Below are 15,550 nucleotides of genomic sequence, written 5' to 3'. Positions count from 1 at the left end.
AACTGCGCGGCCTCTTCACCATCAGGAGGCCCCCATGCTGACCATCACCCCGATCTATGCCGCGCTGATCGCGTTCCTGTTCGTCGCGCTCAGCGTGAATGTCATTATGCAAAGGCGCAGAGGCAAGATTTCGGTCGGGGACCATGGCGACAAAGCGATGATCAAGGCAATGCGGACGCAGGCGAACTGCGCCGAATATGCCCCTTTTGGTCTTCTACTGATCGCGATGGTCGAATTGCAGGGCGCGGGCGGCTGGCTGGTGAACCTGTTGGGGTTGATGCTGTTGGCCGGACGTCTGCTGCACGCATATGGTTTCGGCAAAACGCCACAAACCATCATTTTGCGTCAAATCGGCATGGGCCTGACATTTTTGGCGATTCTGATCGCTGCACTGGCCGCGCTGGTTCTGGCGCTATAGGCGCACGCCCTAACCCCTCCAGACCAGCACCTGCGCGCGCTCCATCCCGACCGCGTGCACGCCGTCCTGGTCATGCGCCGGCTTCGACGTCACCGTGACCAGAACAATCATGATGCCCAGGGCAATCGCCTTGATATCCGAACCTTTGATCATTGTCTCGCCGCCCCCTTATGCGTGTTTGCGTTCTGATGTCTATTGAACGTGCCTTACTCGGGTTTCCGTCGAAAGAAATTTGCCAGCGCCCGGCATTTTCCTCTTGCAGGCCCGCGTTGGACTTTATACATCCCTCCTCACTCAACGGCGCGGGCGTAGCTCAGGGGTAGAGCATAACCTTGCCAAGGTTAGGGTCGGGCGTTCGAATCGCCTCGCCCGCTCCATTGAGAGGTCTTCGGACCACATAAGTATCTGATGCGGGCGTAGCTCAGGGGTAGAGCATAACCTTGCCAAGGTTAGGGTCGGGCGTTCGAATCGCCTCGCCCGCTCCAGATATCTAATCTTTCAGAACGCCTTGAATGTCATCGTAGTCAGTGACCTTTCGATATCGGGGATCACCAGCAGATTTTCGTTGATGAAATGGCCGACATCTTCGGTTTCCGGGATGTAGAGCTTCAACAGCAGGTCATATTCGCCACTGGTGGAATAAAGCTCTGAGTGAATTTCGCGCAGGGCGATGTCTTCGGCCACCTTGTAAGTGGTGCCGGGTTTACAGCGGATCTGGATGAAGACGCAGGTGGACATGGGCCGGGCCTTGTTGGTTCGTGTTGCCCGCAGGCTGGCACGGGCGGCCCTCGGGTGCAATCCCCCGCAACAGTTTACGGCGAAGGCGTTTAGTGGACTGGATATACCCACCCATCCGCGTCTATAAGCGCCCTTGAAGCAAAAGGAATTCGCCCATGCGCAGCGCAAAGATCAGCCGTCAGACCGCCGAGACCGAAATCTCGGTTCAGGTCAATCTGGACGGCACCGGCCAGTATGACAACCAGACCGGCGTCGGGTTCTTTGATCACATGCTGGACCAGTTGGCGCGGCATTCGCTGATCGACATGACGATCCGTGCCAAGGGCGATTACCACATCGACGATCACCATACGGTCGAGGACACCGGAATCGCGTTGGGTCAGGCTTTGACGCAGGCTTTGGGCGACAAGAAGGGCATTCGCCGGTACGGGGAATGCCACCTGCCCATGGATGACGCGCAGGTGCGCTGTGCACTGGACCTGTCGGGGCGACCGTTTCTGATCTGGAACGTGGACCTGCCGACGCAGAAAATCGGCAGTTTCGATACCGAACTGGTGCGCGAGTTCTTTCAGGCCTTGGCCACCCATGGCGGCATCACGCTGCACATCGATCAGGTGCATGGCTTCAACAGCCACCACATTGCCGAGGCCGCCTTCAAGGCTGTCGCCCGCGCATTGCGCGATGCGGTCGAGACCGACCCGCGTAAGGCGGATGCGATTCCGTCCACCAAAGGCGCGCTGTAGATGCTCACCGCCATTATTGACTACGAGAGCGGCAATCTGCACTCGGCAGAAAAGGCGTTTCAGCGCATGGCCCGCGAGGTGGATGCGGGTGAGGTCATCGTGACCTCGGACGCCGACGTCGTGGCGCGCGCGGATCGTCTGGTGCTGCCCGGTGACGGTGCTTTTCCGGCTTGCGCGGCAGAGTTGCGAGGGCACAAGGGCATCTATGACGCGATGGTCGAGGCGGTCGAACAGAAGGGCCGCCCGTTTCTGGGTATCTGCGTGGGGATGCAGCTGATGGCCTCTAAGGGCCATGAATACAGCGAAACCGATGGGCTGGGTTGGGTCGCCGGGGATGTGGTTCGTATTGAACCGTCAGATGCTGCGCTGAAGGTGCCGCATATGGGCTGGAACGATCTGGTATTGGAGAGCGACCATCCGGTGTTCAGTGGCGTGACATCGGGCGATCACGCCTATTTTGTGCATTCCTACCAGTTCCGCGTCACCGATCCGGCGCAGCGGCTGGCCTATGTCGACTATGGTCAAGAGGTCACGGCCGTGGTCGGCCGCGACACGATGGTCGGAATGCAGTTCCACCCCGAAAAAAGTCAGGATGTGGGCCTGCGGATGATCGGGAATTTCCTGACCTGGACGCCCTGAGGCCTTATTCCACGCGCGTCCAGACTTGCCCGCGGCAGACCAGACCTCCGACAGCGCAACCCTTGACGGTCAGCTTGTTCTGGCCGTCCAACGACATTTTCGAGCTATAAGTCTTGTCGCGATCGGGGGCCCAGATCTTGCCGTCGTCATAGCTGCCGCCGCCTTCGGGGATCATGTCCCAGATGATTTGCTTGCCGAGGTTCTCGTATTCCAGTTGCTGATTGCCGTCGGCGTCAAAGGCGCTGTCGATGGTGCCGCAGATGGCGCTGCCGCATTCGGAAATCGACACATGCAGATAGCCGCCCGTATCGCCCGGAGCTGTCTTCCACAGACCGTCCACCGGATCGGCGGCCATCGCTGCGGTGGCCATTACGGCGAAACCCGCTGCAAGAGTAAATGTCTTCATGGTTTTCTCCCTGTATTTCCCATCAGTCTGGCCTGCGGTTGGGCACCGGGCAAGCCTGACTTTGCGTCGCGTTGCGCCCCTGCCCCGCCTGTGCGATATCCCGCGCGTGTAACAGTGATATAGGGCCGCCCGACATGATCCTCTACCCCGCCATCGATCTGAAAGACGGCAATGCCGTGCGCCTGCTACGTGGTGAGATGGACAAGGCCACCGTCTTTAACGAAGACCCGGCGGCACAGGCCCGCGCTTTTGTCGAGGCCGGGTGCGAATGGCTGCATCTGGTCGATCTGAACGGAGCCTTTGCCGGAGAGCCGGTCAACGCCGCCCCAGTGGAGGCGATTCTGAACGCCTGCGACGTGCCTGCGCAATTGGGTGGCGGTATCCGGGATATGGCAACAATCGAGACCTGGATCGACAAGGGTCTGGCGCGGGTGATTCTGGGCACCGTCGCCGTGGAAAACCCCGACCTGGTGCGCGAAGCCGCCAAAGCCTTCCCCGGCAAGGTCGCCGTAGGTATCGACGCACGCAATGGCATGGTGGCCACCAAAGGCTGGGCCAAGGAAACCGACGTGCAGGTCACCGATCTGGCCCGCAGTTTCGAGGACGCAGGCGTCGCCGCCATCATCTACACCGATATCAACCGCGACGGCGCGATGCAGGGCCCGAATATCGAGGCCACGGCGGCGCTGGCACAGGCGGTCTCGATACCGGTGATCGCGTCGGGGGGCGTCAGTTCGCTGGACGACCTGATCGCCCTGCGCGATTGCGGAGTGGAATTGAACGGCGCGATCTCTGGCCGCGCCCTTTATGATGGCGCGATTGACCTGGCCGAGGCCATTCGCGCCCTGAGCTGAGTTACTGCGCGGCAGCGGCGGTCAATTTCGCCAAAGCGCCGCGCATTTTCTCGATGACCGGCGATTTTTCGACCTCATCGAAGTCATCCATGGTCTCTTTCGGGTCTTCATAGATCAGCCAGACCTGCCCATCCGCATCCTGATAAGCCTGCACTTTCAGCGGCAGGAACAGCCCGGCGCGCGGGTCGATCTGCATGGCAGGCGTGCCCAGAGCCGGGTTGCCGAAGATCAGCACCTGATTGGGCGGGATCGGCGTGCCGACCTTTTCGGCGCCCGCTGCGTGGTCAATGCGGGCAAAGACGGTGGCGCCAGCATTGCCAACGGCAGCTTCCAGCGCGTCCAGCGCCTCGGCCACGGACTTGTTGGTTTGTACTTTGATGATGTCGTCAGCCATGGCGGATAGCGCGCCTCCGAATGTGAGTATTGAAGCCAGCAGAAGATGTCGCATAGTTATATTCCCTTTGATGAATTTCACCCCTAAGTTCCACAGCTTTGCGTGACATCACAATCACAAGTCTGGCATCGGCGAGGCGTTGCCGGTAAAGGTGCCCTCAATAAAGGACACACCATGCTGAAAACCCGTATCATTCCCTGTCTGGACGTCGCCGATGGCCGCGTGGTCAAGGGCGTGAATTTCGTCGGCCTGCGCGATGCGGGCGATCCGGTGGAATCGGCCAAGGCCTATGACGCCGCCGGCGCGGATGAGATCTGTTTTCTGGACATCCACGCCACGCATGAAAACCGGGGCACGATGTTTGACGTGGTGCAGCGCACCGCCGAACAGTGCTTTGTGCCACTGACCGTGGGCGGTGGTGTGCGCAGCAAGGACGACGTGCGCGCCCTGTTGCTGGCGGGGGCGGATAAGGTCAGCTTCAACTCGGCCGCCGTGGCGAACCCGGATGTGATCGCCGAGGCCGCCGACCAGTTCGGCAGCCAGTGCATCGTCTGCGCCATCGACGCCAAGACCGTCAGCCCCGGCAAGTGGGAGATTTTTACCCATGGTGGTCGCAAACCCACCGGCATCGATGCGGTGGAGTTTGCCCGGACCGTTGTGGCCAAGGGCGCGGGGGAAATTCTGCTGACGTCGATGGACCGCGACGGCACCAAGGCCGGGTTCAACTTGCCCCTGACCCGTGCGATTTCCGACGCGGTTGACGTGCCCGTGATCGCCTCGGGCGGCGTCGGCACTCTGGACCATCTGGTTGAGGGCGTGACCAAGGGCGGTGCCAGCGCGGTACTGGCAGCCTCGATCTTTCATTTCGGCGAATTTAGCATCCGCGAGGTCAAGGACCACATGGCCGCCGCTGGCATTCCGATGAGGCTGACATGAGCATACTGCACGATCTGGCCGCAACGATTGACGCCCGCAAAGGGGCCGACCCCGACAGCAGCTGGACCGCCAAGCTGTTGGCGAAAGGCCCAGAAAAATGCGCCGAAAAATTCGGGGAAGAGGCGATCGAGGCGATCATCGAAGCCATCAAGGGGGATCGGGAAAAGCTGACCGCCGAGGCGGCGGATGTACTGTATCACCTGCTGGTCATGCTGGCCGCACGCGACGTGGCGCTGGATGATGTGCTGGCTGAACTGGCCCGCCGTCAGGGCACCAGCGGCATTGCTGAAAAGGCGGCGCGGCCCAAAGGGTAAGCGGGTTTCGTGGGGTGGCATGGGCCGCTATAGTTCGGGTTCCGGAAGGATTGGGCAAAGGGGCGCGCGCATGATCAGAGCTTTGGTGTTTGCAGCCGCGCTTGTCGCCCTCGCTGCTTGCGCCACACCGCCGCCATCCACCGGGGATGAGGTGCAGCGGCTGGCGGCGGAAATCCAAAACCTCGGGCCCGATATTGACCCTGCCGAGGCGAACCGTGCCGCGCAGATCGCCTATGCTTATACCGCGCAACTGGCGCAGGAATACGAAATCACCGACCCGCCGCTGATCCACAATGCCAAGGTCAACAAGGGCCTGCGCCCACGCGGCCTGTGTTGGCACTGGGCCGAGGATATCGAGCGTCGTCTGGATCAGGAACAGTTCCGCACGCTGGAAATGCACCGCGCCATCGCCAATGCGGATAACCCCTTCCGCATCGACCACAGCACCGCCATCATCAGCCGCAAGGGCGAGAGCATGTATGAAGGCGTGGTGCTGGACCCGTGGCGCTATGGCGGTGTGCTGTATTGGGGGCCGTTGACCGAAGACACGCGCTATGACTGGGTCCCGCGTGACGTGGTGCTGGAAAAGCGGCGTCTGGAACAGGCAGCGAAGCTGGCTCCGCTAACCGCGCGTTAAGCCCGCCGCAACGGGCGGCTTGCGCCTAGATCACCACCTTTTCGGCAGCAGTTGCCGCATCTCCGGTATTGGGCAGGCCTTCGGGTTCGATAAGCAGCAAGTGAACTTCTTCTTCCGCAACCGGCCTGTGTTCGACCCCTTTGGGGACCACAAACATCTGACCCGGGCGCAGTGTCACTTCCCCGTCGCGCATTTCAATCCGCAACGTGCCCTTTAGAACCAGAAAGAAGTCATCCGTTTCGTCATGATGGTGCCACTGAAACGCGCCCTGAACTTTGACGACCATGACATCGTTGTTGTTGTACCGAGATACGATCTTCGGGCTCCAATGCTCGGAGAAGGTCGAGAGTTTCTCGGATAGATTTATCGGTTCGTAACGCATGCGTTCCAGCTTTCTGAGGATGTGGTTCGAATTTTGGCGAAGTTACAGCTTGGACGAAATCACCCCGGTGGCAAACCCGCCCATCCGAAGCTCTCCGAACAGGCGTTGATATTCGATCTTGGGGCAGCGGTTCATCACCACATCCACGCCCCGCGCCTGTGCCGTGGCGGCCGCGTCATGATGTTCAACGCCGATCTGCATCCAGATCGTGCGCAAGTCGGGGAACGCGGCAAGCGCGTCGTCTACGATGGGCGGTACTGCCTCGGATCGGCGGAAAATGTCGACCATGTCGACGGGCTCGGAAATCTCGGACAGGGAGGCTTGCACAGTCTGACCGAACAACATCTTGCCCGCATGCCCCGGGTTGACCGGTATAACCGTATATCCCTTGAGCGACATGTACCGCGCCACATAATAGCTGGGCCGCACCGGGTTCATCGATACGCCGACCACGGCCACCACCTTGGTGCGCTTCAGGATCGTTGTCAGGAACTCATCAGAATAGTCTGGCATGGGTCACCCTAACCGGAGCTTGGACAAGAAAAAAGCGCCCAGGTAAACACCTGGGCGCAAGTTGTTGGAACGAGGGACAGTGAAATGACCCGCGGCAGTTCCGTTCCGCGGTCATGTGACATTTAAGCATGTATTTGCAGAAAAAAAGAGGGGGTGCGCGTTTTTGTGATGACAGCTCACGAAAAGCGGAGAATCGCCTAATTGTGGTACAGAATAACCGGCCAGTTTTCCTCGGCCATACGAATGAATTCAGTACGATCCCGGTCCCACAATTGCTCGATTTCAGCGGAATGGGTCAGGTACAGGCGCCCATCGACCACTTGCCACAGCGTCGGATCGGTGCTGACAAGTTCACCTTGAGCCATGCCATATGCACAGTATCCACCGAACTGGGGCGCGTAGGCGCGCGGGTTCATTTCGAAAGCATCGCGGTTTTCAGCACTGGCAAAGTGCCACTCGGCCCCTTTCCAAACCACAGAGTATTCGGGCAAACCGCGGACAGGAGTACCATTGCTGAAATAGGATACCGGGTCATAGCCGGACATGGCTGCACCACCTCTCTTGAAAAAGACAGGCATATCCTGCGCAAATGCAGCAGGCGCAAAAACGGCAGCGCCCAGCGCGCCGATCAGAGTACGTCGATTCAGTTTCATCGCAACCTAGTTAGAAAACCAGACCGTCTAGATACAAATCATTTATGCATCTGAAACCCGAATTAACGCGGATGTGAACGCGCGTGGGTGAATAGGGCTGATTTAGTCGAATACATCTTCGATGACGTCCCACGCTTCATCCAGCACCCGCGAGAACATACTCTTTTTCTTCTTTTTCTTCTTGTTTTTGTAAGGCTGCTCGCCTTTGCCCGAATGACGCGTTGTCTTGTGTTCCGCGAGCTTTCGCTTGGGAACCATTTTCAGGTCATGAAGCGGCGCGCCGCAGCTGGAACAGCTTAGTTCATGGCGCTGCTTGCCCTTCAGAACCAGCGCCGCGCGGGTTCCGCAATAGCAGCAGGTCGCGATTTTCGAGGGGGTGGAAATGGTGCTCTCCCGTTTATCTGTGTCTAGATGCATATAGGGCAATCGCGGCGGCATTTGAGACGTTGAGCGACCCAAATCCACCCGCGGCGTCGATTTTCACCAACTGATCAACGGTTTCCTTCGTCTTTTGGCGCAAACCCGGCCCTTCTGCCCCAAGCACAAGGGCGACGGGTTGGTGCAGATTGCCGCCCAACGCGGTCTCGATGGTGCCTTCGGCCTCACCATCCAGCCCGAGCACAAGAAATCCCATACCCTGAAGTTCGACTATCGCATCCGCCAGATTGCGCACACGCAGATAGGGTTGTCGTTCCAGAGCACCGCTGGCGGTTTTGGCCAACGCACCTGTTTCTGGCGCCGAATGGTGACGCGTTCCAATCACCGCACTGGCACCAAGCACTTCGGCCGACCGTAAAATTGCACCCACATTGTGCGGGTCGGTCACCCGGTCCAGCAGGATGACTCGCGGGTTTTCCCGTCCGATGCAGTTCTCGACCAGACCGCCCCAATCCAGCGGCTTGACCTCAAGCGCGGCCCCCTGATGGACCGAACCTGGATCGATCGGAGCGGGGAATTTGCGCGGGTCAGCCATTTCGGCCTCTATCCCTGCAAACGCAATGGCATCCGCCAGTTTATCCTGCGCATTTCGCGTCACAATCAGGCGCAGTTTCTGCCGGTTCGGGTTCATCAATGCGTCCCGAACGGCATGCAGACCGAACAGCCAAACGGTCTCGGCTGCAGCTGCTTTGCGCGCCTGTTCTTTTTCGACGACCCACTTGGGTTTCTTCATGTCGCGGGCCTCCGGACCGGGAAATCGGTTTCCTGCGTCAAAGCGGTATTTTCCTGTTGACGCTTCTCTAAGGCGCTAGTAATCACGCCTCCACGTCAGGTGCAACGCCTGACAGTGGGCGACAGGCCGCAAGGTGTGGCAGGGGACTGTAACTCCCTCGCGGAGACGCACGCCTGGTTCGATTCCAGGGTCGCCCACCATCTCTTACACTCAAAAATCCACACTTGAGAACCGTGCGTTGTACGGAGATCAGCGTTCCTGCGCCTGTCGGGGTCGTTCCCGACAGACGTGAAGCAGTGGTATTGATTTGGTTCACGCTGCGGCGGCTCGCAAGGCGGAGACGCGGTCAAACCATGCGACGATTGCGTCCTGATCAGCGTTGACCTGCTCGGCTGCGCCTCCGGTGAATTCTTCGAACTTGTCTTTGTTCAGGCCGTTTACACCCACCAGAACCGGGATGTCCTGCGCCAGAGCCTCGGCAATAACGGGGCGGAATCCCCGCCCGTCTGCCTCGTGCTTGCCAAACTTGTTGATGATCAGCAATTGCGGTGCATCTTCCAGCGACGCCGTCACGTAACCCACCGCCTGCTCCAGTGCAGCCGGGTCCAGACGACATCCTCGCGATTGCGTGCCCAGAGATTGCGAGATGCGAATGGTTTCACCTTCAGGCAGGACGCGAACATCCATGTCGCATTTGGTGTGGTCAGCGCATTCCGTGTTTGTTTGTACGACACCGGACAGGCGTGCGCCCTTTTCCAACAGGCGCTCGGCCACCGCGCTCAGCAGGCGATCAGTTGCGCCGCGATCGGTGGTTGTGACATAGGCCAGATGCATTTTGGGACCTCTAGACTTCGTATACTGGTGTTTCAGATAGCACGGGTTGTGCGGGTCGGCCACTCTGACGGGTCAAGGCAGCGGCGAAAGCCCGATCACGGATGCGTGCAGGTGGAGGATGGCCGCATAAGCGGCGATGGCAGTAAGCCACACCCAGAGGCGCGGCCAGGGACGGGGCGCGCGCAGGGACAGGCGCGCGGTGTTGCGGGACAGGCGATGCCAGTCTGACCCCATCTGCCGCGCGGTGCGGCGGTCGATCAGGGCCATGCCCATCGCGGCGAACCCTGCGAAGAGGCCAAACAGGATGACATGCGACAGGCTGCCATTGGCCAGAAGATGTGCGACGGCCCACAGCATCAGTGCCGCAAGGATCGGATGACGGGTGGTACGCAGGATGCCGGGTTTGTCAGGATCGAAAGGGCGGTTCCCCAACCCGCCGAAGGAAAACGGGTTCTGGATCGACAGGCCCGCAATCGCCAGCCAGCAGACAATCGGCATGATCAGGAGCGGTAGCCAGCGGAAGATTGTGAGCGGTGGGATAACCTCGACATAAGGCGCGTTGGCGGCGGCGATGATCAGCCAGCCCAGCACGGCCAGTGAAACCAGCGAATAGGTGGCGAAATAGCCGGTGCGGCCCAAAGTGCCGATCAGCCAGCCGCGCACCACCGGGCGGGCCGGGATCATGTGGCTCAGCAGGAACGTGGCGAGTGCAGCGAGGAAGAGGCCCCAACCGGTCATGAGTGTCTCCGAACGTGTTGCGTCCGGTTTAGGCCTTGGATCGGCGTTGGTCTTTGTCCGAAATCAAGTGAGGGCACAGGGGCGGCTGCCCGCCCCTGCTCTGTTTCATAGGCCCAGCGCCTTGCGGCGTTCCTCGGCAAAGCCCTGCACCATGCGATCGGCGATCAGCGCCAGAATCGCCATCGCTGCCCCGGCAGAAATGCCCAAGCCCACATCCGCCTGACCCAGCGCCAGATAGATCGACTGGCCCAGACCAGTCGTGCCGATCAGCGCGGCGATCACCAGCATCGCAAAAGCGTATAGGATAGTCTGGTTCAGCCCCAGCAGGATGGTCGGCGCGGCATAGGGCGCGCGGACGTCGCGCATGATCTGCCACTCGGTCGCGCCGCTGGAGATTGCAGCCTCCATCATCTCATCCGGCGTGTTAACCAGCCCATGCCGCGTGTAGCGGATCATCGGGACGATGGCATAGGCGCAGATGGCGAGGAAGGCCGAGAACTCTCCGATTTGAAAGACCATCAGCACCGGGATCAGGAACACGAACAGCGGTATGGTCTGCAGCATGTCGCAGATCGGGCGTACGATGGTCCAAACCGGCTTCCAGACCGCGCTGGCCAGACCGATCAACCCACCGACCACAGCGCAGGAAAACACCGCCGCGCCGCTGAGATACAGCGACAGCAACGCGCGCTCCCACAGACCCGAGACGAGGATGGTGCAGAGCAGACCCACCGAAAGCGCAGCCAGACGCCAGCCGCCCGCGACCCAGCCCAGCGCGGCAGCGCCGGTCAGGACGAAGGGCCATGGCAGGTTGGCAATGCCGGTCTCCAGTATGCCGATCAGGATCAGGACGATCAGACCTCCGGTCAAATGCCCGCGCCATGACATGAGCAGAGCGATGGCAGCGCCGACGGCAAAGAGCCCGTAGCTCATGGCGGGCGTCCATGCGAAGCCCCATGTGAAGGGCAGAACGGCCTGATCCAGCCCGATCCGTAGCGGCAACAGCACGTAGAACAGCGAGTTGTTCTTGAGCGCATCCAGCCACGGCCCGTTGGCTTGCGTAAAGGCGGTCAGGCCGCTGTCGATGGCCGTAGCCATGGGGTCCAGAACGGTCAGTTCAGACGGATTCGGCAGCCACGCCCAGAACGCGGCGGTGAACAGCACGGCAAAGCCCAGCATCGCCCAGACCACGCGGCTGTCATAGCGTTTGCGTTCTGTCGCCAGCGTGCCGCTCATCCGGTCGATCACCACCGCAAAGACCACGATGACGAGACCGGCCATCAGGGATTCGCCAAACTGCGCCTTACGCATAGTCAGCAGGACCTCCCAGCCGATGTCGTTGAACCCCCCGATGACGGCTGCGATGATCACCATCGACAGGGCGGCCATCAGGCATTGGTTCACGCCGACCATGATCTGCGTCGTGGCGGCGGGGATTTCGACCTGAAACAGCTGTTGGAACCGGGTGCCGCCGGACATGATGGCGGCCTCTTTGATCTCGGGCTCGACCCGTTCCAGCCCCAGCATCACGTTGCGCGCCATGGGCGGGGCGGCATAGATGGCCGAGGCGATCAGGCCAACCACCGGACCAAAGCCAAAGAGCAGCAACAGCGGTGTCAGATAGGCAAAGGTCGGCACCGTTTGCATGATGTCCAGCACGGCCTGCACGAACGCTTTCACCCTTGGCACTTCGTTGGCGAGAATGCCAATCGCACCGCCCATGATCAGCGCCACGGGCACAGACACGGCGACAAGGGCCAGCGTGTTCATGCTTTCGGCCCAATAGCCCGAGGCCAGCACAAAGCTGAGCCCGATAAAGCCCAGCGCCGCCATCGGCAAGCCGCCCAGATACCAGCCCAGCGCGGTGACGATACCGATCAGGATCGGCCAAGGCGTGTTGCCCAGCACATAGTTGGCGGCATTCATCGGATAGGTCATCAGGTCCGAGAACAGTCTCATCGCCGGTTTGATGCCGTTCAGGAACCAGTCGAGAAACGCCCCGACCCATTGGGTGGCGGGCAGTTCCCATGCGGCGGGCCATTTGACCAGCCACGGGGCGACGCCTTCCAGCGCGAGACATACCGCGCCAACGATCACGGTGATCAGCGCCGCCTGCGCACCGGCGGTCAGGCGCGCCTGCTGCGCAGGGATATCCAGCGCCGTCATGCGTCGTCCACCTGCAATGCAGCCGCCAGATCAGAGGGGTGCACGGTGCCGACGACATTACCCTCGGCATCCCGAACCGGCACGGGTTCGTACAATTCCATGCAATGCGCCAATGCCGCGTCCAGCGTCATTGAGGTCGTCAGACCGGGATCATCCGGGCCGCATTCGGCCTCATCTCGCATGACCGAGGCAACTTTGGCGTGCTGGCCTTTGGCCACGTCTTTCGAGAATTCGCGCACGTAGTCATCGACCGGGCGCAGCACGATATCTGTGGGTGTGCCGATCTGAACGATCTTGCCGTCGCGCATGATGGCAATGCGGTCGGCCAGTTTGAGGGCCTCTTGAATGTCATGAGTGATGAAGACGATGGATTTCTTCAACGTCGCCTGAATGCGCAGGAATTCATCCTGCAACTGGCGGCGGATCAGCGGGTCGAGCGCGCTGAACGGCTCGTCCAGAAACCAGATGTCCGGGTTTACGGCGAGGCTTCGGGCGATCCCCACGCGTTGCCGCTGGCCCCCCGAAAGCTGCCGGGGGAAGCTGTCTTCACGGCCTTCAAGCCCGACCAGCGAGATCACTTCCTGCGCGCGGGCCAGACGTTCCTTTTTGCCAACACCTTGCACGCGCAGCGGATAGGCCACGTTTTCGGCCACGGTCATATGGGGAAACAGGCCGAAATGCTGGAACACCATGCCCAACTTTTTGCGCCGCAGATCGGTCAGCACCTTTTTGGACGCGCCCATGACATTCTCGCCATCCACACGAATCTCGCCACCCGTGCCCGGCAGCAGTTGCGAGATGCAGCGGATCAGCGTCGATTTGCCCGAGCCGGACAGGCCCATAATGACGAACAGCTCGCCCTCATGTACTTCGAAATTGGCGTCCTGAACGGCGGGGATGAACCCGCCTTCACGCAGATTGGCGGCGGCTTGGTCGGCGTCATTCCCTGACCGAGACAGCGCGTCGGTCAGGGCCTTGTCTGCGCCAGGGCCAAACACCTGCCAAAGATTCCGGCAGGCGATGGCTGGCGTGTTTGCGTCAGTCACTGATGTCAGCTCACTGGGTCGCCGCGTCAACGACGGGGCGCCATTTGCCCTCGTTCTCGGCCATCCAAGCGGCGACGACTTCCTCGACTTTACCGCCATCCACGTCGATTGCACCCATCATCGGCTGCTGGTCTTCGACCGCCAGTTGATAGTTGGTCAGGATTTCGTAAGCGGCGGGCCATTTGTCGGCCATGCCGCTCCAACCGGCCTTAAAGATGCGCGAGGGCGAGAAATCGCAATCGTTGACCGCGTTCGGGTTTGGCCCCCATGCCGGATCGTTAAAGCAGGCCTCTTCGCCTGCGGGCAATTCAACGAACTGCACATCATAAGCCGACATCGCCCAATGCGGCTGCCAGAAGGTGATCAGCAGCGGCGAATTGCGCTCGGTCGAGGCGCGGAGTTCGGCGATCAGCGCGCCCTCGGACCCTGCGGGAACTGCCTTGAACGGCAGTTCAAGCCCGGTCATGCGGTCCGCGCCGGGGGTACCCCAATCCGCCGGGTAATCGACCAGACGACCTCCGGGCAGAGTTTCCGCCGTGGCGAAGACCTGCGCACAGTCCTTCAGCGCTTCCCATGCGGGCAAGCCCGGGCACAGGTCAGCGACATGCGCCGGGTAGGCAATGCCTTCCTTGGCGTCGAGGCCCAGATCACCGATCTCGACAACCGTGCCTTCATCAATCTTCTTGGCGTATTCGTCGGACACGTTGGACGACCAGATTTCCAGCGTTGCATCAATGTCGCCATCGGCCAGCGCCTGGAACTGGTTCATCATCCCGGCAGTGACGTATTCGACGTTGTAGCCTGCGGCTTTCAGCATCTCGCCCGCCACATGCGTGGTGACGTGCTGACCGGTCCATTCGTTGATCGCCAGCTTGATCGGCTCGTCCACCGCACCCATGTCGGCGGCGTGGGCCGATCCGGCAACGGCGATGGCCAATAGGCTTACGCTTAACTTCTTCATGGTATTACTCCCTGTTTTGTTCTGTTTGCCCGACAGCCGCATCAGCGACCATCGGGGGAAATCCGTGGTGACAGCACCTGTCGCAACATGCACAATTTTGGTCGGAAAAGGAAAGGGAACTGTTGCCCCACTTACCACTTTCCGCGACCGAGCGGAAACACGGAAGTTACGCCCCGAACCTCAACCGAAATTTGCACCCTGCAGTCATCATTGGCGCACGTTAAGGATATTGACTGACCAGTCAATAAATTATCTTCTGTCCCCGATCTCTCCAACCAGTATTTCCGCTTGCCTGAAAGGAACAAAAAGGCAACACTTATGGGTGGAGGATCCGGACATGCGCCACTTTGAGGAAATCTACAAAATCTCGGCCAGCCGTCACGGCGGGCCCGAAGCGTTGGAGGCGACGCTCAGCAAGCCCAAAACACCCTCAAAGCTTGCGGCGATGCCGGACGACCGCTGGCTGTCGGTCATCACCAAATGCATCTTTCAGGCCGGCTTCAACTGGAAAGTGATCGAAGCAAAGTGGGACGGCTTTGAAACCGCCTTTGATGGTTTTGACGTGGGCAGATGCGCATTCATGGATGATGAAAAGTTTGATGCCCTGATTCAAGACACCCGGATCGTGCGCAATGGAACCAAGATCGCTGCTGTACGCGATAACGCCGCCTTTTTACTGGAGTTGCGCAACGAAGGCGGCGTGGGTCAGATGTTGGGCGGATGGCCGTCCAATGATTATGTCGGGTTACTGGCAATGCTGGGCAAACGCGGGTCACGACTGGGCGGTGCCACGGCGCAATACGCCATGCGGTTTGCCGGGCGGGACAGTTTCATCCTGTCGCGGGACGTAACTGCGCGGTTGATCGCAGAAGGTGTGATTGACAAAGCGGCAACATCAAAGAAGGCCCTTACAGCAGTGCAGGACGCCTTTAACACCTGGATGGATCAATCCGGCCGGTCGCTGACAGAAATCAGCCGGGTTTTGGCGATGAGCCTTTGAAAACGTC

22 protein-coding genes and 3 tRNA genes are annotated in these 15,550 nt (G+C 60.2%); 11 read left to right on the top strand and 14 right to left on the bottom strand.

Going from position 1 to position 15,550, the window contains the following annotated elements:
- The first annotated feature begins 34 nt into the window (after nt 1-34).
- The gene (locus ACR0K4_RS04200) at nt 35-418 is read left to right on the top strand and encodes an MAPEG family protein (protein WP_480852949.1); all 384 of its coding nucleotides are present in this window, start codon (nt 35-37) and stop codon (nt 416-418) included.
- Between the two features lie 9 nt (nt 419-427).
- On the opposite strand, the gene ACR0K4_RS04195 is transcribed toward ACR0K4_RS04200, so the two are convergent.
- Complete coding sequence (locus tag ACR0K4_RS04195) at nt 428-571, bottom strand: hypothetical protein (RefSeq protein WP_480852947.1); 144 nt, start codon at nt 569-571, stop codon at nt 428-430.
- A 149-nt stretch (nt 572-720) separates the two neighbouring features.
- Here ACR0K4_RS04195 and ACR0K4_RS04190 point away from each other — a divergent pair.
- Nucleotides 721-795, top strand: a tRNA-Gly gene (locus tag ACR0K4_RS04190).
- Nucleotides 796-828: 33 nt separating this feature from the next.
- Nucleotides 829-903, top strand: a tRNA-Gly gene (locus ACR0K4_RS04185).
- A gap of 13 nt (nt 904-916) precedes the next feature.
- Here ACR0K4_RS04185 and ACR0K4_RS04180 read toward each other — a convergent pair.
- Nucleotides 917-1,156, bottom strand: coding sequence for an Lrp/AsnC family transcriptional regulator (locus ACR0K4_RS04180; RefSeq protein WP_170753098.1), 240 nt, complete (start codon nt 1,154-1,156; stop codon nt 917-919).
- 155 nt (nt 1,157-1,311) lie between these two features.
- Between ACR0K4_RS04180 and hisB the strand changes: the two genes are divergently transcribed.
- Both hisB and hisH read left to right on the top strand, forming a co-directional pair.
- Nucleotides 1,312-1,899: an imidazoleglycerol-phosphate dehydratase HisB gene (hisB, locus tag ACR0K4_RS04175; protein WP_480531225.1), complete on the top strand. Its 588-nt coding sequence runs from the start codon at nt 1,312-1,314 to the stop codon at nt 1,897-1,899.
- Nucleotides 1,900-2,538, top strand: a complete 639-nt coding sequence (gene hisH, locus ACR0K4_RS04170; RefSeq protein WP_480852946.1) for an imidazole glycerol phosphate synthase subunit HisH — start codon at nt 1,900-1,902, stop codon at nt 2,536-2,538. It begins immediately after the preceding gene.
- A gap of 4 nt (nt 2,539-2,542) precedes the next feature.
- Here the strand turns inward: hisH and ACR0K4_RS04165 are convergent, their stop codons facing one another.
- Entirely contained in the window at nt 2,543-2,944 is a 402-nt protein-coding gene (locus ACR0K4_RS04165; protein ID WP_480852945.1) for a DUF2147 domain-containing protein, read from the bottom strand.
- Between the two features lie 134 nt (nt 2,945-3,078).
- On the opposite strand from ACR0K4_RS04165, the gene hisA reads away from it, so the two are divergent.
- Nucleotides 3,079-3,798: a 1-(5-phosphoribosyl)-5-[(5-phosphoribosylamino)methylideneamino]imidazole-4-carboxamide isomerase gene (hisA, locus tag ACR0K4_RS04160; RefSeq protein ID WP_480852944.1), complete on the top strand. Its 720-nt coding sequence runs from the start codon at nt 3,079-3,081 to the stop codon at nt 3,796-3,798.
- Nucleotide 3,799: 1 nt separating this feature from the next.
- Here the strand turns inward: hisA and ACR0K4_RS04155 are convergent, their stop codons facing one another.
- Nucleotides 3,800-4,246, bottom strand: a complete 447-nt coding sequence (locus ACR0K4_RS04155) for a DUF302 domain-containing protein (protein WP_480852943.1) — start codon at nt 4,244-4,246, stop codon at nt 3,800-3,802.
- A gap of 120 nt (nt 4,247-4,366) precedes the next feature.
- On the opposite strand from ACR0K4_RS04155, the gene hisF reads away from it, so the two are divergent.
- The 3 genes from hisF to ACR0K4_RS04140 all read left to right on the top strand — a co-directional run bounded on the left by hisF (nt 4,367) and on the right by ACR0K4_RS04140 (nt 6,079).
- A complete protein-coding gene (gene hisF / locus ACR0K4_RS04150) occupies nt 4,367-5,128 on the top strand; it encodes an imidazole glycerol phosphate synthase subunit HisF (protein ID WP_480852942.1) in 762 nt (253 codons plus the stop codon).
- Entirely contained in the window at nt 5,125-5,442 is a 318-nt protein-coding gene (locus ACR0K4_RS04145) for a phosphoribosyl-ATP diphosphatase (protein ID WP_480852941.1), read from the top strand. The genes hisF and ACR0K4_RS04145 overlap by 4 nt, the downstream gene beginning before the upstream one ends.
- Nucleotides 5,443-5,512: 70 nt before the next feature.
- Nucleotides 5,513-6,079 carry a hypothetical protein gene (locus ACR0K4_RS04140; protein WP_480852940.1) on the top strand — a complete coding sequence of 189 codons (567 nt, stop codon included), beginning with the start codon at nt 5,513-5,515 and terminating at the stop codon, nt 6,077-6,079.
- Between the two features lie 25 nt (nt 6,080-6,104).
- Here ACR0K4_RS04140 and ACR0K4_RS04135 read toward each other — a convergent pair whose 3' ends face one another.
- The 5 genes from ACR0K4_RS04135 to rlmB form a co-directional block, all read right to left on the bottom strand.
- Nucleotides 6,105-6,461 carry a cupin domain-containing protein gene (locus ACR0K4_RS04135; protein WP_480852939.1) on the bottom strand — a complete coding sequence of 119 codons (357 nt, stop codon included), beginning with the start codon at nt 6,459-6,461 and terminating at the stop codon, nt 6,105-6,107.
- Nucleotides 6,462-6,503: 42 nt separating this feature from the next.
- Nucleotides 6,504-6,974 carry a CoA-binding protein gene (locus tag ACR0K4_RS04130; protein WP_480852938.1) on the bottom strand — a complete coding sequence of 157 codons (471 nt, stop codon included), beginning with the start codon at nt 6,972-6,974 and terminating at the stop codon, nt 6,504-6,506.
- 197 nt (nt 6,975-7,171) lie between these two features.
- Nucleotides 7,172-7,627, bottom strand: coding sequence for a YHS domain-containing (seleno)protein (locus ACR0K4_RS04125; protein WP_480852936.1), 456 nt, complete (start codon nt 7,625-7,627; stop codon nt 7,172-7,174).
- A 102-nt stretch (nt 7,628-7,729) separates the two neighbouring features.
- The gene (locus tag ACR0K4_RS04120) at nt 7,730-8,044 is read right to left on the bottom strand and encodes a hypothetical protein (RefSeq protein ID WP_480517113.1); all 315 of its coding nucleotides are present in this window, start codon (nt 8,042-8,044) and stop codon (nt 7,730-7,732) included.
- Complete coding sequence (gene rlmB, locus ACR0K4_RS04115) at nt 8,025-8,798, bottom strand: 23S rRNA (guanosine(2251)-2'-O)-methyltransferase RlmB (protein WP_480852935.1); 774 nt, start codon at nt 8,796-8,798, stop codon at nt 8,025-8,027. Before rlmB ends, ACR0K4_RS04120 begins: the two co-directional genes overlap by 20 nt.
- 116 nt (nt 8,799-8,914) lie before the next feature.
- Here rlmB and ACR0K4_RS04110 point away from each other — a divergent pair.
- Nucleotides 8,915-8,998, top strand: a tRNA-Tyr gene (locus tag ACR0K4_RS04110).
- A 112-nt stretch (nt 8,999-9,110) separates the two neighbouring features.
- Here ACR0K4_RS04110 and ACR0K4_RS04105 read toward each other — a convergent pair.
- From ACR0K4_RS04105 to ACR0K4_RS04085, 5 genes are all read right to left on the bottom strand, one after another.
- Nucleotides 9,111-9,632, bottom strand: a complete 522-nt coding sequence (locus tag ACR0K4_RS04105) for a DUF2478 domain-containing protein (RefSeq protein ID WP_480517117.1) — start codon at nt 9,630-9,632, stop codon at nt 9,111-9,113.
- 72 nt (nt 9,633-9,704) lie between these two features.
- Nucleotides 9,705-10,370 carry an NnrU family protein gene (locus ACR0K4_RS04100; protein WP_480852934.1) on the bottom strand — a complete coding sequence of 222 codons (666 nt, stop codon included), beginning with the start codon at nt 10,368-10,370 and terminating at the stop codon, nt 9,705-9,707.
- A 105-nt stretch (nt 10,371-10,475) separates the two neighbouring features.
- Nucleotides 10,476-12,536, bottom strand: a complete 2,061-nt coding sequence (locus ACR0K4_RS04095) for an ABC transporter permease (protein WP_480852933.1) — start codon at nt 12,534-12,536, stop codon at nt 10,476-10,478.
- A complete protein-coding gene (locus tag ACR0K4_RS04090) occupies nt 12,533-13,582 on the bottom strand; it encodes a quaternary amine ABC transporter ATP-binding protein (RefSeq protein WP_480852931.1) in 1,050 nt (349 codons plus the stop codon). Before ACR0K4_RS04090 ends, ACR0K4_RS04095 begins: the two co-directional genes overlap by 4 nt.
- 10 nt (nt 13,583-13,592) lie before the next feature.
- Nucleotides 13,593-14,543 carry an ABC transporter substrate-binding protein gene (locus ACR0K4_RS04085; protein ID WP_480730897.1) on the bottom strand — a complete coding sequence of 317 codons (951 nt, stop codon included), beginning with the start codon at nt 14,541-14,543 and terminating at the stop codon, nt 13,593-13,595.
- A 337-nt stretch (nt 14,544-14,880) separates the two neighbouring features.
- On the opposite strand from ACR0K4_RS04085, the gene ACR0K4_RS04080 reads away from it, so the two are divergent.
- Nucleotides 14,881-15,543: a DNA-3-methyladenine glycosylase I gene (locus ACR0K4_RS04080; RefSeq protein WP_480852930.1), complete on the top strand. Its 663-nt coding sequence runs from the start codon at nt 14,881-14,883 to the stop codon at nt 15,541-15,543.
- Nucleotides 15,544-15,550 lie beyond the last annotated feature (7 nt).

The organism is Ruegeria sp. K11 (genome assembly GCF_056531905.1).
The sequence above is the reverse complement of the archived record's forward strand: the minus strand, read 5'-3'. Positions and strand labels throughout refer to the sequence as shown.